This is a genomic window from Paenibacillus sp. IHBB 10380, from assembly GCF_000949425.1.
Taxonomy (GTDB): domain Bacteria; phylum Bacillota; class Bacilli; order Paenibacillales; family Paenibacillaceae; genus Paenibacillus_AQ.
The window spans coordinates 343,883-364,086 of sequence record NZ_CP010976.1; the positions used below are offsets into that span (position 1 = coordinate 343,883).

At 39.4% G+C, this 20,204-nt stretch carries 16 protein-coding genes and 2 pseudogenes; 10 read left to right on the forward strand and 8 right to left on the reverse strand.

Annotated elements, in window-relative coordinates; genetic code table 11:
• Positions 1 to 73: 73 nt before the first annotated feature.
• The 4 genes from UB51_RS01315 (at position 74) to UB51_RS01330 (ending at position 10,652) form a co-directional block, all read left to right on the forward strand.
• Positions 74 to 4,453: a pullulanase gene (locus UB51_RS01315; protein WP_234405522.1), complete on the forward strand. Its 4,380-nt coding sequence runs from the start codon at positions 74 to 76 to the stop codon at positions 4,451 to 4,453.
• 5 nt (positions 4,454 to 4,458) lie between these two features.
• Positions 4,459 to 6,942 carry an alpha-amylase family glycosyl hydrolase gene (locus UB51_RS26135; protein ID WP_052675723.1) on the forward strand — a complete coding sequence of 828 codons (2,484 nt, stop codon included), beginning with the start codon at positions 4,459 to 4,461 and terminating at the stop codon, positions 6,940 to 6,942.
• Between the two features lie 122 nt (positions 6,943 to 7,064).
• Positions 7,065 to 7,334 (forward strand): NifU N-terminal domain-containing protein, encoded by a 270-nt coding sequence (locus UB51_RS01325; protein WP_044875737.1) that lies wholly within the window; start codon positions 7,065 to 7,067, stop codon positions 7,332 to 7,334.
• Positions 7,335 to 8,195: 861 nt separating this feature from the next.
• A complete protein-coding gene (locus tag UB51_RS01330) occupies positions 8,196 to 10,652 on the forward strand; it encodes a P-loop NTPase family protein (RefSeq protein WP_044875738.1) in 2,457 nt (818 codons plus the stop codon).
• On the opposite strand, the gene UB51_RS26140 is transcribed toward UB51_RS01330, so the two are convergent.
• Positions 10,645 to 11,724, reverse strand: a complete 1,080-nt coding sequence (locus tag UB51_RS26140) for a D-alanine--D-alanine ligase family protein (protein WP_052675724.1) — start codon at positions 11,722 to 11,724, stop codon at positions 10,645 to 10,647. The genes UB51_RS01330 and UB51_RS26140 overlap by 8 nt on opposite strands.
• Positions 11,725 to 11,753: 29 nt before the next feature.
• Positions 11,754 to 12,695 carry a tyrosine-type recombinase/integrase gene (locus UB51_RS01340; RefSeq protein WP_044875739.1) on the reverse strand — a complete coding sequence of 314 codons (942 nt, stop codon included), beginning with the start codon at positions 12,693 to 12,695 and terminating at the stop codon, positions 11,754 to 11,756.
• A 304-nt stretch (positions 12,696 to 12,999) separates the two neighbouring features.
• Between UB51_RS01340 and UB51_RS01345 the strand changes: the two genes are divergently transcribed.
• On the forward strand, positions 13,000 to 13,788 hold the full coding sequence (locus UB51_RS01345) for an ABC transporter ATP-binding protein (protein ID WP_082062981.1): 789 nt from the start codon (positions 13,000 to 13,002) through the stop codon (positions 13,786 to 13,788).
• Positions 13,789 to 13,964: 176 nt separating this feature from the next.
• Here the strand turns inward: UB51_RS01345 and UB51_RS01350 are convergent.
• The 4 genes and pseudogenes from UB51_RS01350 to UB51_RS01360 form a co-directional block, all read right to left on the reverse strand.
• A pseudogene (locus UB51_RS01350) lies at positions 13,965 to 14,480 on the reverse strand (IS3 family transposase); the annotation flags it as partial.
• The gene (locus tag UB51_RS29525; RefSeq protein WP_144406930.1) at positions 14,374 to 14,853 is read right to left on the reverse strand and encodes an IS3 family transposase; all 480 of its coding nucleotides are present in this window, start codon (positions 14,851 to 14,853) and stop codon (positions 14,374 to 14,376) included. The gene UB51_RS29525 and the pseudogene UB51_RS01350, both read right to left, overlap by 107 nt.
• Positions 14,762 to 15,118, reverse strand: a complete 357-nt coding sequence (locus UB51_RS01355) for a helix-turn-helix domain-containing protein (RefSeq protein WP_234405523.1) — start codon at positions 15,116 to 15,118, stop codon at positions 14,762 to 14,764. Before UB51_RS01355 ends, UB51_RS29525 begins: the two co-directional genes overlap by 92 nt.
• A 297-nt stretch (positions 15,119 to 15,415) precedes the next feature.
• Complete coding sequence (locus tag UB51_RS01360) at positions 15,416 to 15,865, reverse strand: hypothetical protein (protein ID WP_044875741.1); 450 nt, start codon at positions 15,863 to 15,865, stop codon at positions 15,416 to 15,418.
• A gap of 392 nt (positions 15,866 to 16,257) precedes the next feature.
• On the opposite strand from UB51_RS01360, the gene UB51_RS29530 reads away from it, so the two are divergent.
• Complete coding sequence (locus UB51_RS29530; protein WP_445322362.1) at positions 16,258 to 16,353, forward strand: ATP-binding cassette domain-containing protein; 96 nt, start codon at positions 16,258 to 16,260, stop codon at positions 16,351 to 16,353.
• Positions 16,338 to 16,646 (forward strand): annotated as a pseudogene (fecE, locus tag UB51_RS26765) (Fe(3+) dicitrate ABC transporter ATP-binding protein FecE); the annotation flags it as partial. The gene UB51_RS29530 and the pseudogene fecE, both read left to right, overlap by 16 nt.
• 173 nt (positions 16,647 to 16,819) lie before the next feature.
• Here the strand turns inward: fecE and UB51_RS01370 are convergent.
• Positions 16,820 to 17,248, reverse strand: a complete 429-nt coding sequence (locus UB51_RS01370) for a threonine/serine exporter family protein (protein WP_044875742.1) — start codon at positions 17,246 to 17,248, stop codon at positions 16,820 to 16,822.
• Between the two features lie 18 nt (positions 17,249 to 17,266).
• Complete coding sequence (locus UB51_RS01375) at positions 17,267 to 18,025, reverse strand: threonine/serine exporter family protein (RefSeq protein WP_082062982.1); 759 nt, start codon at positions 18,023 to 18,025, stop codon at positions 17,267 to 17,269.
• A gap of 377 nt (positions 18,026 to 18,402) precedes the next feature.
• On the opposite strand from UB51_RS01375, the gene UB51_RS01380 reads away from it, so the two are divergent.
• From UB51_RS01380 to UB51_RS01390, 3 genes are read left to right on the forward strand one after another with little or no spacing between them, the layout of a single operon-like run.
• Positions 18,403 to 18,804, forward strand: a complete 402-nt coding sequence (locus UB51_RS01380) for a GntR family transcriptional regulator (RefSeq protein ID WP_044875743.1) — start codon at positions 18,403 to 18,405, stop codon at positions 18,802 to 18,804.
• On the forward strand, positions 18,797 to 19,495 hold the full coding sequence (locus tag UB51_RS01385) for an ABC transporter ATP-binding protein (protein WP_199924977.1): 699 nt from the start codon (positions 18,797 to 18,799) through the stop codon (positions 19,493 to 19,495). Before UB51_RS01380 ends, UB51_RS01385 begins: the two co-directional genes overlap by 8 nt.
• Positions 19,492 to 20,202: a hypothetical protein gene (locus tag UB51_RS01390; RefSeq protein ID WP_044875745.1), complete on the forward strand. Its 711-nt coding sequence runs from the start codon at positions 19,492 to 19,494 to the stop codon at positions 20,200 to 20,202. The genes UB51_RS01385 and UB51_RS01390 overlap by 4 nt, the downstream gene beginning before the upstream one ends.
• Positions 20,203 to 20,204 lie beyond the last annotated feature (2 nt).

Consider the following 20,204-nt stretch of genomic DNA (forward strand, 5'->3'; position numbering starts at 1 on the left):
TAAAAGGAGGGATATTAATTTCTGCGCAATCGTTTGCATTTATTGAATCTCAATATGGAGGAGTGTTGCTCAAGTGAAGTCTGCTTATAGAAGGAAGAAAATGTTATCGATCTTTATGACTCTTGTTCTTATTATTTCGAGTATCGGGTTATATCCCTTACAAGTAGGTGCATCTGACAATGATCCAACGTATTCAGTGGACAAAAAACAATTAAGTCTTGCTAAAGATACGGAAGTCACATTTAAGTACAATGCCATTGACAATAGTGTGATTGCTGACTATGTTCAGCCCGTAGATAATGTTAATGCTGTGCCAGCGGGGCACCTTCGAATCCATTACAACAGAACTGACGGAAACTATGTTGATGTTGGATTATGGTTGTGGGGAGATGTTGCAAAAGAATCAGGGGGGTGGCCATCAGGAGCAACTCCTTTCCCGGTTGGACAGGTAGACAGTTATGGCGCTTTTGTGGATGTTCAGCTCAAAGACGCAGCGCAGAAGGTCGGCGCCATTGTTGTAAATCGTAAAGACGGGACCAAAGATGGTGGAGACAAGCAAATGAAGATGACGACGCCTGAGAGTAATGAAGTGTGGATCAAAGAAGGTTCAGATCAAGTAACTACGTATGAACCAATTAATATTCCGGCAAACACGGTTCGTGTACATTATCAAAGAACGGATAATAACTATAGCTCCTATGGGATTTGGAACTGGGAGGATGTAGCAACACCTACGGACGATTGGCCATCAGGTGCGACCCCTTTCCCGGCTGACCAAGTAGATAAATATGGGGCCTATGTTGATATCCCCCTCAAAGAAAATGCGAAGAAAATGAGCTTCTTTGTTGTGAATCGCACCTTAGGTGATGCAGATAAAGAGGTTAACAGAAATTTTAATCTTTTAGATAAATACAATCAGTTGTGGATTAAACAAGGAGACAATAACGTATACGTTTCTCCTTTCGGGGAAGTGTCTACCAGTCTTTTGTCCGCAGAAATATTAACAGAAAGTAAAATTGTTTTAGGTTTTACGATGACCGAAGGTCTGGAAGCAGAAGCATTAAAAAGTGAGCTAACCATTACAGACAAAAACGGTGATGCCGTAACGATCAATAGTGTTAAAATAACCAGTCCAACAGCGATTGAAGTGACTACAACACCGTTTCTAGTGGAGAATGCCCCGTTAAGTGTCACCTATTCGGGAAGGAGCGTATCCGCTCTCACAGGCTGGAGAATGATCGACGAAATGTACAACTACGAGGGTGATGACCTCGGAGCAACTTATAAGGCCGGGAATGTAACGTTCAAACTTTGGGCACCTAAGGCAAGCTCTGTTATTGCGAAGGTATATGACAAAGTCGATTCTACGAAGCTCATTGGCAGCGTTAACTTAACAAAAGAAGACAAGGGTGTATGGTCTGCTGTGGTTGCCCCGGGGGAGCTGGAAGGTGCCAGTGTTACAGACCTTAAAGGTTATTTCTATCAGTATGAAGTAACGAATAACGGTGAAACCAAACAAGTGCTTGATCCTTACGCCAAATCGATGGCTGCATTTACAGTCGATACTAAAGGTGACGTTGGCTCTGATGGAGACGATGTAGGAAAAGCAGCTATCGTGGACTTGAGCGGAACGAATCCCACGGGTTTTGACTTTGCTAATATTAACGGATATGAAAAAAGAGAAGATGCAATCATATGGGAGATCCATGTTAGAGATTTCACATCGGATCCATCTATTAAAGACGACTTGAACAATGCAACATGGGGATCCTATGATGCCTTCAAAAGTAAGCTGGGCTATATCAAATCTCTTGGTGTTACTCATGTTCAATTGCTTCCTGTAATGGCCTGGTATTTTGGGGATGAAACGAAAATGAACGAAAGAGAACTTGAATATTCAGCTCAAGACAATGAATACAACTGGGGATACGACCCACATAACTATTTCACGCCGGATGGTGCTTACTCTGAAAATCCAGCAGATCCGGAGCTCAGAATCAAAGAATTAAAGGCTATGATTGATGCCATTCATGATGCCGGCATGGGGGTAGTCTTGGATGTTGTATATACACATATGGCTAAAACAGGTTTATTGAATGATATCGTTCCTAACTACTATGCATTTCAAGATGCAAATGGGAATTTCATAGGAGGTTTTGGAAACAATCTAGCTACAAACCATAAGATGGCTGAGAAATTAATGGTAGACTCCGTTAAATACTGGTTTGACGAATACAAAATTGATGGAATGCGCTGGGACATGATGGGAGATGCAACCTATGATTCTGTTCAGAAGGCTTATGATGCAGCAGCTATAATCAATCCTAACGCTTTATTCATAGGTGAAGGTTGGAGAACCTTTGGTGGAGCCGCGGCTGATCCTTCGTTAGCAGGTAAAGGGGCAGATCAGGACTGGATGGATAAAACAGACAGTGTGGGCGTGTTCTCCGATGAGATAAGAAATGAATTAAAATCCGGATTTGGTAATGAAGGAGAGCCGAGATTTATTACGGGTGGCGCGCGCGACATCAACGTGATCCTCAATAATATCAAAGCGCAGCCAAGCAATACGGCTGATGATGACCCGGGTGACATGGTCCAGTATATCGAAGCCCATGACAACCTGCCGTTATATGATATTATTGCTCAGTCGATTAAGAAAGATCCTTCCATAGCAGCAAATGATCTGGAGATCCATAAGCGGATACGACTTGGAAATCTGTTAATGCTGACTTCCCAAGGGACCGCCTTTCTCCATGCAGGACAGGAATATGGCCGAACCAAGCAGTGGAAAGCAGCAGGAAAGCCGGAACAGAAATATCATGAATCAGCAGATGAGACAGGTGATGTGTTTGGATATTTCGTACATGACTCCTATGACTCTTCCGATGCAATTAACAAGTTTGATTGGGAGAAAGCAACGAACGAAATGCAATATCCTGTAAACAATACAACCAGAGAATATACAGCAGGGTTGATAGCATTAAGAAAATCGACGGATGCGTTTAGACTAGGTGATAAGTCGCTAGTAGACTCTAATATCACTTTGATCTCAGCGCCAGAGGTTCAATCGAGCGATCTCATTATCGGTTACAAGAACAAAGCAACAGATGGAACCGGTCATTATTATGTATTTGTGAATGCTGACAGCACGGAGAGAACCATGACGTTTGATGAAGATTTAACAACAGGTAAGGTTCTAGTAGATAACGATGAAGCAGGGCTCAATGAGGTTTCTGCGAAATCTGGATTTGTACTTACGGCGGATTCTATTATTCTTGACCCTTTAACTGCAGTTATTATTAAACAAAATACTGCAGCAGCAATTGTTAGATCGTTAGAACCCGACAAAACCAACTACGCTCTAGAAGTAGGTAAAAGTCATCAAACAGCCTTAAATGCGAAATACGATGATGGCAGCCAGAGAACGGTAACGAATCAAGCTACGTACGTTTCAAGTGACATGCAAGTGGCTACCGTGACGGCAAAAGGCTTAGTAAAGGCAGTCGCTAAAGGTACTGCAACGATTAAAGTCACTTATGGCGGCAAGACAACAAATATAACGGTTACCGTTACGACGGAACCAGTTAACGACAAGCGTTACGTCCAATTCAATTACATCCGCCCAGATAAGGATTACAAAGATTGGAATCTTTGGGTATGGAACACGGGTGTGAAGAATGACCAGATTGATTTTGAAAAGGTAGAGAACGGTGTGGCGTCTGTGATGATGATTGAAATTGGACCTCAAGCGACGGGCGTCGGATTTGTTCTTCGTAAAGGTACAGATTGGAACACTGCTAAACAGGATTTTCCGGATGATCGCCTCATTTCGGTGACACCTGGAGATACGTTTACCAAAGTTAAAGTGACGAGTATGGTTAAAGAACTTGATATTTTACCAAGCATTAGGGGACCTGTTCTGAAGGATGGTAACATGACGTTTATGTACAGAGACGATGTTCTTTTCCAAAGCGGTCAAATGCCTACAATCACAGGTGTGAAAGTTAAAGTCAACGGGATGGAACAACTGATGATTTACGATCCAGCTAAGGAATGGTTCAGTTATACGTTGACTAACGTGAAGAGTGGAACTTATGAGTACACTTTCTTGGTGACGAAGGATGGAAACACGACCGAAGTGACGGATCCACACAATACAATCAACGGAAAATCGGTTGTCGAATACTTCATACCTGTGGTGACGATCAAATCGAACGTTAATCCCTCGTCGATCACATCTAACGAAAATGCGGTACTGACACTGAATGTTTCATCAGATCAATCGACGACTTACAAGGAAGCTTATATGAATCTTACGGCATTGGGCGGACCTTCGAAAGTGAAGATCGACACGGATCTTATGGAACAGACTCTTGCAGTGAAGGATTCGATTGCTACTGGATTGAAGAACATTCCAGTGGTGATTTCAGAGGTCTTATCGACAAGTTAGATTACATGCAGCAGTTGGGCATAAATACATTGTGGATTACACCGATTGTTGACAACATCGATTTCAACAAAGGTCTTGATTTCAACAGTAAACAGTATGGTTATCATGGTTATTGGGCCAAGGATTTCACGAAGATCGATGAGCATCTTGGCGATCTAGAAACGTTCAAAGAGTTAATCGATAAGGCCCATGATAAAGGCATTAAAATTATGGTAGACGTTGTTTTAAATCACACGGGATATGGTCTTAAACCAGGGGACACTAGCCCTGACATCACGCAGGAAGACAAGGACCGTTTCGCCAATATGCTGAGAACAGACGGGATCTCCGCAGATGAAGATCCGATAAAGGGGGAATTAGCCCAACTTCCTGATTTCATCACAGAGGATGTTGACGTTCGAGAACAACTGATGGATTGGCAGGCGGGTTGGCTGGAACGTGCTACAACAAATCGCGGGGATACGATTGATTATTTCCGTGTAGACACCGTAAAACATGTTGAAGACACGACATGGAAAGCATTCAAGAATAGATTGACTGCCATTGACCCGGATTTCAAAATGATCGGCGAATACTATGGTGCAACTGTAGATAGTGAAGGAGGTATGCTCCAAAGCGGTCAAATGGATAGTCTTCTTGACTTCAGTTTCAATGAGAATGCAAGAGATTTCGTGAATGGAAATATTGCATCAGTTGAAGCTTATCTGGCTGACCGTGAAGCGAAGATGGATAACACAAGAACGATGGGACAGTTCCTGAGCAGCCATGATGAGAATGGGTTCCTGTCCGATTACGTAGCAGGAGATAAAGGGAAACTAAAAATCGCAGCAGCGCTACAAATAACTTCCAAAGGACAGCCAGTCATTTACTACGGAGAAGAATTAGGGCGTTCTGGAAAAAATGCAGGCGACATGAGTAAGGGAGAATTCAGCGAAAACCGTGCGGATATGCCGTGGGATCAGTTAGAAACGGAAAAGCCACTGCATGATCATTATCAGAAGTTGCTGAATATCCGAGCTAAGTATTCCAAAGTGTTCTCTAAAGGAATACGGACATCACTTGCTGCATCGAATGAAGAAGGATATCTGGCATTCAACAAAAATTATGAAAATAAGGATATCGTCACAGTCATTAATACGACAATAGCGGCTAAAAACATTACGATGAGTGTACCTTTTGTGGCGGGAAGCCAATTGAAGGATGAGTATAGTGGAGCAGTCTACAACGTAACGAACAATCAAAAAGTAAGCTTTAGTCTTCCAGGTATGAATGAAGGTGGAACCGTCATTCTTGCAGTTACTCCACCCGTTGATGAGGGGAATGGTAACGGAAATGGAACGGGTGGCAGTAGTGTCACTGACAGCGGTAACAGCAATCATGCTATCCAAAAGATCGTTAATGAAGAATCTCTGAAAAGTGGTAGGGAGATCATATCCATTAACCTCGGAGAAAAGGAGAATGGTGTTCTGCTTCCGTTGAGAACAGCGGAGCTTGTGGGATCGAAGTCGATTGAAATCAATAAAGGCGATTTCACGATTGTGTTTCCTTCTTCGTTACTGAAAGCTATTCAGCAATCGATTCCGGCTGGGCAGACTGAAGGCGCGCTCATCTCCTTTAAGATGGATGAAGTGCAACAATCTATAGCAGAATCTCTTCTTGGGAAATCAGATAGCTCGACAACGAAGTTGAAGTTGGCGAGTAAGATGTTCAATTTCAGTCTGTCAGTACAAACGAAGGATGGAAAAGAAGTGAAGATAGACCGTTTCCTAACACCTATTACTTTAGTCTTCAACGTTGACCCTGCGGCGGATAAAATGCTTCTTGGTGTGTATTTTGTTGGGGACGATGGGAAATTGGAATACGTTGATGGTTACTGGGACAACGGCAAGCTTAAAGCGGACGTTTATCGTTTCAGCAAGTATGCAGTATTAGAATACAACAAATCATTTACTGATTTGGAAGGTCACTGGGCGCAAGCTGCTGTGAAGGAGCTCGCGGCCAAACATGTGGTAGAAGGCACGACCGATAGTACATTTAGTCCCGAGCAACGGTTGACCCGTGCTCAGTTCGCAACGATGCTCGTTCGCGCTTTGAACCTAAAGGATGCAAGTACTGGTACTGTATCCTTTAAAGACGTCGATCGTAGCGCTTGGTATGCTTCCGCAGTTTCCGCTGCCCACCATAACGGCTTGGTGAATGGCAAGAATAAGTTCACATTTGCACCTCAAGAAACCATCACACGCGAAGAAATGGCTGCGATGATCGTACGTGCCTATAAGTTAAGAAACGCAGCATCAGCGGTACCGATGGGTTCGAGACCTGTGTTCATCGACGAACAGCAGATTAGCTCATGGGCTGTTGAAGAAATTCAAGCAGTCAGATCACTTGGATTGATGAATGGACAAAGCAAGAATAGATTCGTTCCTAAAGCGGACGCGAACCGTGCGGAAAGTGCGCAAGCCATAGTGAACTTATGCAACAAAATGTAGTAAAACAAGGCCAAGAACCTCCCATGTTTCATTCAAGTGGGGGAGGTTCTAATGGCTGAATTTCAGAGTATTTAGTAAGCTTGGCCTCAACATGTTACAATAGCATATAAAGGAGTGATCACATGGCAATAGAAATTCATGTTCAGGAAACACCGAATCCGAATTCAATCAAGATCAATACAAATCAGACCATATTTGAAGGTACTGGGAGTACATCATTGAAAAGTGGCGATTCAACAGATCATCCCTTGGCGAGTGCTCTACTCAGTATAGAAGGTATTGACAATATATTTGGGATTAGAGATTTCGTAACGGTGAGCAAGGATCCGGATGCACAGTGGGACGATATTCTACCCAAAGTAGAAGAGGCTTTTAAAGTAGTGTATGGCTGATTGATGCACAGATGAGTCAAACTGAAAAGTTTTAGAAGTAGATAGAAAAAAGTTCATTAGAACAATGGTGACCCGTTAGATCTACGTAAACGTGTAGAAGACGGGTCTTTTCCAATGCTTATTTAGATATAAATTCAGACTAACCAGATTACAGGGGCTTATCTGTTGTAGCATAGGAAATTTGATGTTGGATGACGAACAAATGTACTAGAGATTTGGATGATTTGAAGCTCGCATGAGAGAGGCAGGTTAATCTATTGGATAGACCTTTAGAAATACGGAATAGCAATCAATGAGTTTTCAGCGCAGGAAGTGAAGTTTGCCTTCACACATGTAATGCTCCAAATGCATTCGAGTGAGAACAATCGACTCCGTCATCTTTTCTACAACGGAGAATTGGAAATCAAAGGAGTACCCCGGGCGATGAGGTATTATAGCGTAAGGCGCAAATGAGTAGGGGAGAAGACATCGAATTCAGCAGGTGTATGCTAATTTACATAAACTCTCAATCAGAATATATTGATGTAACCGCAACTGACATTGCTTATTATCAGCGGTAGAGCCGTATGTGATAGCAACGAAGAAGAAATAGGATAAAAGACATAACCTGACAGTTGAGCTGTAAAGTTTATCTGTCTTTTTTGTCTATATCTGCTCTATTTTGTTGAATATGATTGAATATTAGGAGGATATTGGAATTGGAAGGCGAATATATAACTTTGAAAATAAGAAAAGATGTGCTGAGAATATAATTTGGTCTAATGAGTGTCTCCTATAATGGTGAATTTCTAGATCAAAATAACTTCCTTCAAATCAATTCTCTTATGACCTAATAACTATGAATTATTTGGAGGTGTTTAGTTGCTATCGGGACGACAGTTAACGGTTTTAAGCAAAATAGAACAGGCTTTTGATAATGACAATACGATTGTTCATTTACATGGGCCAGCCGGGGGTGGGAAAACGACCCTAGTAAAAGAATATGTCCAATTTGTAATTTCGAAATTTGAAGATTGGTCGGTTTATTACATAGAGGGCAAGAAAAATCCTGTGGAAGCTTATGCGACTATTACGCTTGCTGAAGGAATAAATCGGCCAAAACATGAATTATCCGGCTTTAACCTCAATTTTGGGTTTAAAATTGCAGAACTTTTCAATTTAGGTATCGCAGGAGTTTTTCAAAAAAAACCTGAATTCGATCCCAAGGTGAACTTTGTGATTGGAGAGTTGAGAAAAAAGACAACTTCCAATATTTTAATTGTAGCAGACAGCTTCCAATATTGGGATACGGCCTCTCAAAGTTTTTTGATGACACTTAAGAATTACCAGAAGAAACTGCTTGGTAATAAAAGCGTGAAAATATTACTGGTCACAGATGATGATACAAAACAACTGTCTGAGTATATTGATCTCAAGACACTGTATTTCGAAGGCATGGAATTAACATTCTCTCTTCCGGGAAAATCAGAATTGCGCGAATTACTTTATTTATTAGGATATAAGGATTTGAAAATAAGTGAAGAAGAATTAGATATCATCATGTCTATTACAGGTGGTCATCTGGAAATTATCAAACTTTTTATTGAGGGATATTTTTATTCGAAACAGGGGAAACTATCAACCGATTCAAGTTTAATAGATGTCTTGAAAATGCTTGAGTATAGATTGGACAGGTTTGGTGAAAATAAAAAAATTCTCTCTAATGTTTTGCAGGCCTCATCTATTATCAGTGGAGATTTTAAAGCGGAGCAAATAAAATATCTTCTCGGAGAAAGCACTGATATCGATGCTTTACTTAAAGAATCTTGTGAAGGCACCATACTTAAAGAGAGTAACCACTTCATCTTTTCAAATGTTTTTATTCAACAATTATTCTATGAAAAATTAAAAATGAGCGGTAATAACTTCAAATTCAAAATAGAATATGCGAAATATTTAAAGGAACAAGAGCCTGAAAATTATGTGGGTAGAGCCTACTATTTATCTTCTGGAGATCATAATAATGAGTTTAGCTTTGAGATTATAGAATTATTTACGTTAGCTTATTGTCGAAATATTGAAAGCTCTACTGAAGATGCCGAATCTAAAAGGATCGAAATATTGATCAAAGAAAAAGTAGATAGTTGTATGCATATTCATGGAGTAAGGACACAATATAATAATTTTTTACATTTGAAAAATGCGTATGGGTTATATTTTCAAGAGAAATATGACGAAGCTAACAAAGAGTTAGATCAAGCGTCCTTAACTGGACCGATGCTTTTGATGTCAGAAATAAAACGGATGCGACTAGTGATTGCTTTAATGCTAAATATGAATACTAAGAATGTCAGACGCTTAGCCGGAGAACTTCACGACATTTTGCTTGAACTAAAGTGGCATGAAAAAGAACAATGGTGTAAGATCGCATTCACATTGTTTTCAACTTATTCCAACAAACTTGATGATTTTCATCAGAGTGAAAACATTGTTAACGAGTTACTTGCCTTCATTAATATGAATTATAAAAATAAACTATTTGAATATATGAGCAAGATCATTTCCCGTAAAGCTAGTGTTTTTAAAAACGCAGCAGTATCCAGACATTATACGGCTGATAGTGTTGTCTTTTTTGAAGACAGAAAGGATTATTTACAGTATTACTTGGCGCTCTGCAATCATTCTGGAAATTTGCTTGTAGTTGGAGAGTATGATAATTCGATATCCGGATTGCAGAAGTGTCTAGAGTTAGTAGCAGAACATCCCATTCTTCAATTTCCATCTCAAGATAAGGTTTTTAACAATTTGATTCTTGCAACTTTCTTGAAAAAATATAGGGAAACACAAGTTTTTGATGAGAAATCGATATCGTATGCGATAGCTGAATTCGAAAAAGAAATTTCTGATGTTTCCTGTGAGAGTAATGCTATCCTCTACATAAACTTGATCAATCTATATGTCATAAAAGGAGATTATGACTCAAGTCACGATATGCTTGACAATCATTTAAATAAAATTTTAAAGGGTAATGAAGATAGCTTCTATCGTTATCATATTTCAAACATAAATCTATCAATGAGTATTCTGCAGCAGTCGTGGAAAGAAGCTGCGAAATACCTAAACCAAATAGAAGATAATTTCCCAAACTTTCACAAAAAAAATGAAGATTTAATTCAAAAGCGTAATTATGCTTTAAGTTTATTAGTTAATAATAAAATTTGTATGAGACCTGATCAACTGGATAAATGGGTCTATGAACACTCCAATCCTCTGGATGATGCTGGAGGTTTCTACTGTCGTCTATTTTTATTTTCGGATTTGCAATTTACATCTATTTAAACTCGGAATGTTTATATACTAGACTAATAATTGTGGAATATATGTCTTCATAGGCGAGTTGAAGTCTGCTGAATGAATATGCAAATGAACTATGGCTTGTCGTATATGGTGAGGTTGCGATGTCTATTAAATAGGGAATCCCATTATAGTCAATTCTGAAATCTATTCTGCCGTAGTTAGTCAGATTGGTCAATTGGGCCACTTGAATTGCAATATTTTTAACATGCTTAGTTGTACTGACCCGTAGCTCATCAGATAATGAATAAAACTCGTATTGGTCATGGAAAGAATGTTCGTATGTCAGGATATCGGATTTTAATTTGTTGTTTCCATCTATTGAGATGCCTACCGGTTCCATGGCATGGATATCATCATCAGATACAAACAAGGGAACCTCACATTCGTAACCCTCAATAAATTGTTGTAATAGAATAGGTCTATTTGTTGGTGAATAAAGACCCTCAAGTATTAATAGCGTGTTCTCATCAAAAATAAAAATTGAATTCATATCAAGACCAATACTCGCTGATTCATGCATGGGTTTAATGACTACTTTTGTCCCAAAAGTTGGTTTTTCTTGATTAATCCATCTATTATTTCCCGAAAATACCCAAGTTTTTGGTGTGTTGATCTTATGTGCTTCCAGATATTTTGTATACATGTATTTGGCCCGACAGAAAGAGGTGATTAAAGCATTAGATCCTGTATAGGGAATCGCCATCAAATCACAAAAGGATGGAATCAAAGACTTTTTTCCTACATGCTTTCCATTTCGTGATAGATTATAGACCAATTTGTTGTTTTTATAGTAAGATTCTTCAAGTATTTTTGCTATGAAATTAATTTCATTAAAAAAGGAATTGACATAGAAACCTGCTGCCTGGATACCATTATATATCTCCGAGTATTCCTGATCCGAGAAAAATTCGTTATAATCGGAGAATTCCATTTTTTGACCATTGATCATTCTCGTTTGTGAGCGAGAATTGGTTAACAGAGCAATTTGATATTTATTTTGTATTTCGGGAACTTGCAGCTTTAATTGTTCAACAAGAATTCTGATATCATCCATAAATAACACCTCCAAATAATTCATAGTTATTAGGAGGTCTCCAGCCGGTTACGGGGATTAAATTGGGAAAGGACATCTCGTTTTCTTTTTACGGAAACTTCTGTGTAGATTTCTGTAGTACTTACGCTGGAATGACCCAATATTTCCTGGACGGAGCGAAGATCGGCCCCGTTCTCAAGAAGCTGTGTTGCAAAAGAATGACGCAAATAGTGGGGAGTGGCCTTTTCATTAATATTAGCGAGTTTCCTGTATTTGGTAAAAATATCTTCAATCCCATATATGGATAAGGCTTGGCCATACTTGTTCAGAAATAAAGTATCGATCTTTGGCTCAAAAAGCTCTCTAACCTCGATCCAGTTATTAAGTTTATTGACAACCTCAGTGCTGGATAAATATAGTAACCTCTCTTTACGCCCCTTTCCAAAAATAACAACAACTTTGTTCTTTAGATCGATATCCTGTAGATGAATTTGTGCGAGCTCTCCAATTCGTATTCCAGTTGAGAATAATAAATCAATGATGGCATCGTTCCGAATCGATAAGCGAGTGTGAAATGGAGTGGTCAGTTTGTTCCGATCCATTTGAGGCGAATGAAGCAATCGCTCTATTTCTTCTATTGTCAGTGTTTTTGGAATTCTCTTTGTTGTTTTAAATTTCTTTCCGAAATTATGAAGAGGGGATTGCTCAATCCAATTCTTTTGAACCAAAAATAAAAAAAAGGCCTTGATTGATATGTATTTTCTTTTAATTGTAGAATCTTTAAGTGGGCTGGAACCATTGAAGCTATGGAAATAGTGGTGAAGGCTGTCACTGGTTATAGTTTCAATATTGTTCTCTGTTAGCCAGTTGTGAAGCCTGCTCAAGTCAGAGAGATAAGCTTTAATAGATTTGGAGGACAAGTTTTTCTCAATAATTAAAAAAGAAACATATTTCTCAAGATACTCATGTAGTTGCGAAGCGGGAAATGCCAATGATATTCCTCCTGAAGTATAAATTTATTTTTGGAACAGTTGTTAAAATTATATCAGGGTTTATCGAAAGAATGTAAAATCATCAATCTATTTAAGATGAAAAAACATGGGGTAGCTTTTAATGTTATTTAGAGAGGGAAATTGGACAGATATCTATAAATGTTCATAATTTAATGATGGACACTATCATGATCACCTGTTAAAATAGTAACTGATAATGATTATCAATATCTCATAATTACATAAGAGTGAAATAAGTGCTCTAAGCCATAATGATTGTTAGCTGCTTAATAACCGAGAGGAAGTGAACAGTGTGATTGTAACAGAAGCCTTAGACATAGCTTATGACCAACATTTGATTGTGAATCAACTGCATTTAGACATTCCTACTGGAAAAATTACGGCTCTAGTAGGTGCGAACGGTTCGGGTAAGTCCACGATACTTAAAACGATTGCTAGACTGATGAAGCCTAAGAGCGGTGTTGTGTATTTGGATGGTAGATCTATTCACGAGCAAAAAACACAAGATGTAGCTAAACAATTAGCTATTCTTCCCCAGAATCCAACGGCACCAGAAGGGCTTACTGTTCAAGAGTTGGTTCAGTACGGACGTTTTCCACATCGGAAAGGAATGGGTTCTTCTCTAAGTACGAAGGATAGAGAAGTTATTGCTTGGGCCATTGAAATGACTGGAGTGAGTGAGTTCTCTGATCGACCTGTAGATCAATTATCGGGTGGGCAGCGTCAGCGTGCGTGGATTGCAATGGCGCTTGCACAAGAAACGAATATTTTATTCCTAGATGAACCTACGACTTTCTTAGATATGGCACATCAGCTTGAAGTATTGAGTTTACTACAAAAACTGAACGAAGAGCAGAAGAGAACAATTGTGATGGTTGTTCATGACCTGAACCATGCAAGCCGGTATGCTCAGCATATTGTTGCTATTAAGAAAGGGACTGTTATTAAGACGGGAACTCCGCTTGAGGTCATGAGACCAGAAGTTCTGGAAGATGTCTATGGTGTCAAAAGTGATATCATTTATGATCCACGAACAGGTCAGCCATTGTGCTTACCTTATGGGTTAATCTAATTTTAGATGAAATAAGAAATGACAGGAAATACCCTAGATTAAGCTATTAAAGATGGTTACTGTATGCGTCAGGAGCTATCTTTTTTATCGTTTATCGGTAAATGATCGTGCAAACAGAACAAAAAACCAGTCAAATACTGGTCAAGACCCCATTTAGTAGACAATTGAAAAAACACCTAAGCAGTAAACTGGTGTCGGTACTGAACCGGCGTCAGTTTTTTTAATTTTCGCTGCGGACGGCTTTCGTTATAAAACTGGATAAATCGTTCAATTCTTCTTTGTGCCTCATCCACATTTCGGATATTATAAGGATAGAGTCCTTCCGTTTTGAGATGCGAGAAGAAACTCTCCATTGAGGCATTGTCATAACAATTGCCTCGACGAGACATGCTGATTTGGGCGCCAACCTTTGGCAGCATGTCGTGGTAATCGTAGGACGTGTACTGGAATCCCTGGTCGCTATGCACGACTAATCCAGACACGTCCTTTATCTTTTTAAAGGCTTTCGAAAAGGTCTGTAGAACGAGCTGGTTATCGTTGCGCTTGCTCATTTGGTAGGCTACAATCTCGTTATTGAATAGGTCTTTAATCGCTGAGAGATACAGCCAAGTATCTCCTACACGGTACTGGGTCACATCGGTTACCCACTTTTGATTGGGATGTTCTGCATGGAAATCGCGCTTCAATACATTTTGAGAGACCCGCCCACCTACCTACCGAAGAGATATAATTGCAACGATGTTTACGACGAATCTGCGAACGAATCCCAATAATCTGCATAAGCCTGTATACCTTCTTATGATTCATCCATACACCGTGATCTTGCAGTAAAAATAGTTGGATTTGCCGGTAACCATAAATTCTGTCATAGCGCTTGTAGACTTGTCTAATCAATACTTTGTCCTCTGCATTCTGATCTTGGACCTGGCGTTTAGCATATGCGTAATATCCACTTCTGGAGACGCTAAACAACTTACAGAGTCCAGTAATACTGTACTGCTCTGCTGCTTCCCTTATGATGTTGTATTTCTGAGTGATTCCTCCTGTTTCCAGATTTCCAAACACTTTTTAGCATCTCGTTCTCCCGTTTCAGCTGATGAACATATCGATCCTGATCTATATATTCCTTACGACGTCCCCGCTGATCCAGCAGACCGAACTCTCCTTGCTCCCGATATTTCCTCATCCAACATTTAACCCGGTCTTTATCCTGAATCTCCAGATGTTCCGTAATCTTTCGGTACGTCCACTTTTCCTCTGTATGCAAGCGAACTGCCTCTAATTTTGTCTCTTCTGAATACGTTTTTAACTTTTGCCCTTTGATTGCCATAAAAATACACCCCTTAAATTTCATCGGCATACCCAGGGGGTTTTTCCAATGTCTATTTTAAGGGGTGCACTTCACCTACGCTAGCTGTAGAGAAGGGGTCTTTTTTTATTATTTGTTTTACTTCTAGAATTTTGAGTTGTTTTTGAGAGGAGTACCGCAAGATGTCCTCCACTCATTTTTGTATTAACTTGGTTAAAACAAAAATGACCCATATGAAGGCACATTCTTCAAAGTGTGCTTCTTATGGGTCTTAGTTCAGGAACATCCGCGATCTTCATCACGCTTTGTATATATTCCTTAGCCTGTGAAGTTACCTGCTCCTGCAATCCCACTAAAGTTTCTTGCCTGCATGTTATTATATTGATCTGTGGTAGCTGCGTTTGTGAAAATCTCGGCTGTATATTGGATTTGTCCTGATGCAACGGCTACTGCTGGTGGGAAATCAACTGCAGAAAAACCAAAAGCTTCATTTTCTCTACTGATAGCAACGCCAAAATTTGTTGTGAAAATAATTGTCCCGTCTCTGCGAACACGAATCGTGTTGGTATTAAATAGCGGGTTATTTTCCGTTTTTACATATCCCGTTAAGACCACACGGACGTTACTCTGATTTTCTGGTAAAACTCCAGCGGTTTGGATTCCGATATCTCCGAAAACATGGGGAGTAGCTGCTAAAGGGATTATAACAGGAGTTGTATCAGAACTAGCTTGGTTGGATATTCTTAAATCTACAAATTGGATTGTCATAATATATTCACCTCCTTGGACTTATAATATGATAGGAAGTGTTGGATATCTTGGACTACTATCAAAATCAACAGTTAGCTATACAAGAAAGGTGATTTTTTTAATAGATTTAATCAGCTTGAAATAGTTATTATGAAAAATTAAGAGATAGCGGAAAAGTGAAAGAGGGGTTCAATCTAACGAGTTCTGTTAGTTCATAATTTAATGATGAACACTATCGAGATCACCTGTTAAAATAGTAAATGATAATGATTATCAATATCTCATAATTACATAAGAGTGAAATAAGTGCTCTAAACCATAATGATTGTTAGCTGCTTAATAACCGAGAGGAAGTGAACAGTGTGATTGTAACAGAAGCCTTAGACATAGCTTATGACCAACATTTGATTGTGAATCAACTGCATTTAGACATTCCTACTGGAAAAATTACGGCTCTAGTAGGTGCGAACGGTTCGGGTAAGTCCACGATAATATTTTATTCTTAGATGAACCTACGACTTTCTTAGATATGGCACATCAGCTTGAAGTATTGAGTTTACTACAAAAACTGAACGAAGAGCAGAAGAGAACAATTGTGATGGTTGTTCATGACCTGAACCATGCTAGCCGGTATGCTCAGCATATTGTTGCTATTAAGAAAGGGACTGTTATTAAGACGGGAACTCCGCTTGAGGTCATGAGACCAGAAGTTCTGGAAGATCTCTATGGTGTCAAAAGTGATATCATTTATGATCCACGAACAGGTCAGCCACTGTGCTTACCTTATGGGTTAATCTAATTTTAGATGAAATAAGAAATGACAGGAAATACCCAAGACTAAGATATTAAAGATGGTTTCTGTATGCGTCATGCGTCAGGAGCTATTTTTTTATCACTTATCGGTAAATGATCGTGCAAACAGAACAAAAAACCAGTCAAACACTTTGTTTACGTGTTTTGACTGGTTTTTGTTTAAGCTGTGCCTTTTCTCCGCACCATTTGGTTTAATACTTCTGATAATACTAGGCCGACTGCAACTGATCCAGAAATGAGAAAGGCCTGAGCAGCCAATTGCACGGCAGTATTGTAATCATTCTCTACAAATCTACGCGTAGCATCATAAGCTAGACCACCTGGTACCAAGGGAATGATACCTGATACGCTGAAAATAATGACAGGCATTTTATATAGCTTCGCAAATAGCTGGCTGATCACGCCTACGATGACGGTTGCTGCTAGCGTTGAGAATACACTGTCTACGTTGTTTAGAATTAGAGTGTAATAGACTAGCCAGCTAAGCATGCCCACAAGACCGCATTGAATGAGAGATTTTTTGGGTGCATTAAAAAGTATGCTGAAGGCTGCGGAAGCAATGAAACTAGTGACTAGCTGTTCAATCATGACGGGAACCTCTTTCAATTAAAAAATAGTGAGAACAACGGCAATTCCTGTTCCAATGGCGAAAGCCGTTAGAAATGCTTCTGCTCCTCGCGATAATCCTGAGACGAGATGACCTGCCATTAAATCTCTGACTGCATTGGTAATCAGGAGTCCCGGAACAAGTGGCATGACGGAACCTATAATAATTTTATCGAGTGCTTGACCGAAGCCTATGTTAACCAAGAGGAGTGAGAGAACCCCAATTAGGAATGAACTCATTAATTCAGCGAAAAATTTAACCTTTACTAAGCGATGTAAATAAATTAAAGTCGAATAACCCAATCCCCCACAAAGAATAGCTGGACCAAAGTCGCGCCACCCGCCTTGGAACATGATTGCAAAGCAACCGCTTGCTATCGAAGCTGCTATAATCTGAACCCATATTGGAAAGGCATGAGTCTCAACATCAACTTGCATGAGCATTTCGTGTGCTGTTTGGACTGAAATTTGACCGGAGGTTAGTTGTCTTGAAATACCGTTAGCCGTCACTACTTTTTGGAGGTCTGTTGTACGTTCAACTATGCGTATTAATCTAGCTGATTCAGTACCATCTGCTTGAAAAACAATACCTGTTGGAGTCACATAGCTATGTGAGTGTGGAAGTCCGAGGGAAGATGCTATGCGATTCATTGTATCTTCGACACGATACGTCTCTGCTCCACTCTGGAGCATAATTTTTCCTACAAGCAGGCAGACATTAATAATGTCGTGGGTTGTATGATCTGATTTGATTTCCAAGTCCAATCTTCTCCTTAGGATGCTATCTTACCATCTAACGTGTATTATTATTCCAATACATTCACGGACATTATAGCATGAAAGAAGAGAAATTATTACTGTTCATATATTGTACTGATTTGTAATGATCTGTAATGAAATTGAAATCTAATTCTCATCGTATTTTAATGAACCAAGCTTATAATATAACTTAACCCCTATAATAATATAAACTTTAGACCCGTAGCTCGTTGCTGCGGGTCTCTTTCTGTGTAATTAGGCATAAATCTGGGGGAAATCTTCTCATGTTGGATATATAGGCTTTACATTTATTCAGTCATAGTGTACTATTTAACTAGTACAGAGATACATTAAGTTTAGAAGGAGGTTACTACATTGTGAGCATTGAATTCGATAACAATTTACCGATCTACTTACAGATTATGAATCATATCAAAAGACAGATCGTAACAGGAATACTTCAGGCTGGGGATAAAATTCTCTCAGTTCGTGAACTAGCTGCCGAATTACAAATTAATCCGAATACTGTTCAGAGAACGTTCCAAGAGCTCGAACGAGAAGGAATTGTCGAGACTAGGCGCGGGTTGGGGAGATTCGTGACAAGTGAGGAGTCCAAAATTATGATCATTAAGAGGGAAATGGCAGGAGATCTGTTGAATCACTTCATTATTGGAATGCAGGAGCTTGGATTTGAGGATAACGATATTGTAACTATCGTAGCTGATGCGGTTAAGAAGAATGACGAGAGTCAAGATAAGGAGGGCGTGAATCGTGGATAGTCTATTGCGACTAAATGGTGTAAACAAAACTTATGGATCTAAACATGCATTAAAGAATGTAACACTTGAGATAGGGCCAGGGAAGATCGTAGGTCTACTCGGAAGTAACGGGAGCGGCAAGAGTACGCTGATGAAGATTGCTGCGGGTCTAGTTCAGCCCACTTCTGGAGTTGCATCAATAGTAGATCTGCCCTTAGGACAGAGAAGTAAGGGAGTGGTCTCCTTTATGCCAGATCGTCCTTTGACAGAGCCTTGGATGAAAGTACGAGATGCCCTTACTTTTTATAAAGATTTCTATGAAGATTTCGATATAGTAAAGGCACGTGAAATGCTTCAATTCATGAAACTGAACGAGGGAGACCGTGTAGGTATATTATCTAAAGGAATGAGTGAAAGGCTACAATTAACACTGGCTTTGTCACGTGATGCTAGACTTTATTTACTTGACGAGCCGATTGGGGGAGTTGACCCCGTCGCTCGTGGTAAAATTTTGGATGCGATTGTACAATACTACAATGAGAATAGTAGCTTGGTCATCTCCACTCACCTCGTCCGTGATATTGAACGAATCTTTGATGAGGTCATCTTCATACGTAATGGAGAAGTGGTTATGCAAGAAGAAGTAGAGAATTTGCGGATTAAATATGGAAAAAGTGTAGATGACATGTTTAAAGAGGTGTATGCAGAATGATGAAACTATTGAAATATGATTTGAAGCGTAATACAAATATGCTCATTGGAATTGCTGCTATTTTATTGATCGTGCAGTTATCGATTATGTTATTCATCGGTATTAATGAGGTTCGGCTAGTCCTTAGTATCATGGCTTATTTTACAGCTGGAATCATTGTTTTTGTAACGATGATTAAGACATATACCTACAATATTAAAGCATATCAACGCAGATTATTACCTGTGCATACGTTCCATACGGTTGTGTCACCCATATTTTTGGGTATGAGCTGCTTGTTGGTTTTAATGATTGGGGCAGGGACACAAGGATATATCTATTCTTCAAAGATTCCACAATTAGCTAATCTATGGGAAATGGTCAAGATGAGCTGGACGGATACTAGTATCGTTCTACTTAGTGGGTTGTGGTCAATTATCTATCTAGTCATTATGATCTTCTTAGCCATTACGATCGCATACAGCATCCGAATGAAAGGAAGCTTTTGGTTTGGAATTGTAGCTTTCTTACTCGTATGGAATGGATTATCTTGGATAGAGTCTCTTATATTCAACAATCAAGATACGGAATCATTCCAAGTTTATTCATTACAAATTGATGTTACTCAGAATCATATATTCACAGGAACCATGATATTCGAGATGATCTGTGCTGTTATATTCTTGTATATTATTGTGAAATTGCTAGATAGAAGAGTAGAAGTATAAAG

What these genes read in the sequence shown, in the direction of transcription:
- UB51_RS01370 (WP_044875742.1), bottom strand. Translation starts at nt 17,248, where the DNA reads ATGATTGAACAGCTAGTCACTAGTTTCATTGCTTCCGCAGCCTTCAGC.
- UB51_RS01355 (WP_234405523.1), bottom strand. Translation starts at nt 15,118, where the DNA reads ATGGCAATCAAAGGGCAAAAGTTAAAAACGTATTCAGAAGAGACAAAA.
- UB51_RS01325 (WP_044875737.1), top strand. Translation starts at nt 7,065, where the DNA reads ATGGCAATAGAAATTCATGTTCAGGAAACACCGAATCCGAATTCAATC.
- UB51_RS26135 (WP_052675723.1), top strand. Translation starts at nt 4,459, where the DNA reads ATGCAGCAGTTGGGCATAAATACATTGTGGATTACACCGATTGTTGAC.
- UB51_RS01360 (WP_044875741.1), bottom strand. Translation starts at nt 15,865, where the DNA reads ATGACAATCCAATTTGTAGATTTAAGAATATCCAACCAAGCTAGTTCT.
- UB51_RS01390 (WP_044875745.1), top strand. Translation starts at nt 19,492, where the DNA reads ATGATGAAACTATTGAAATATGATTTGAAGCGTAATACAAATATGCTC.
- UB51_RS26140 (WP_052675724.1), bottom strand. Translation starts at nt 11,724, where the DNA reads ATGGATGATATCAGAATTCTTGTTGAACAATTAAAGCTGCAAGTTCCC.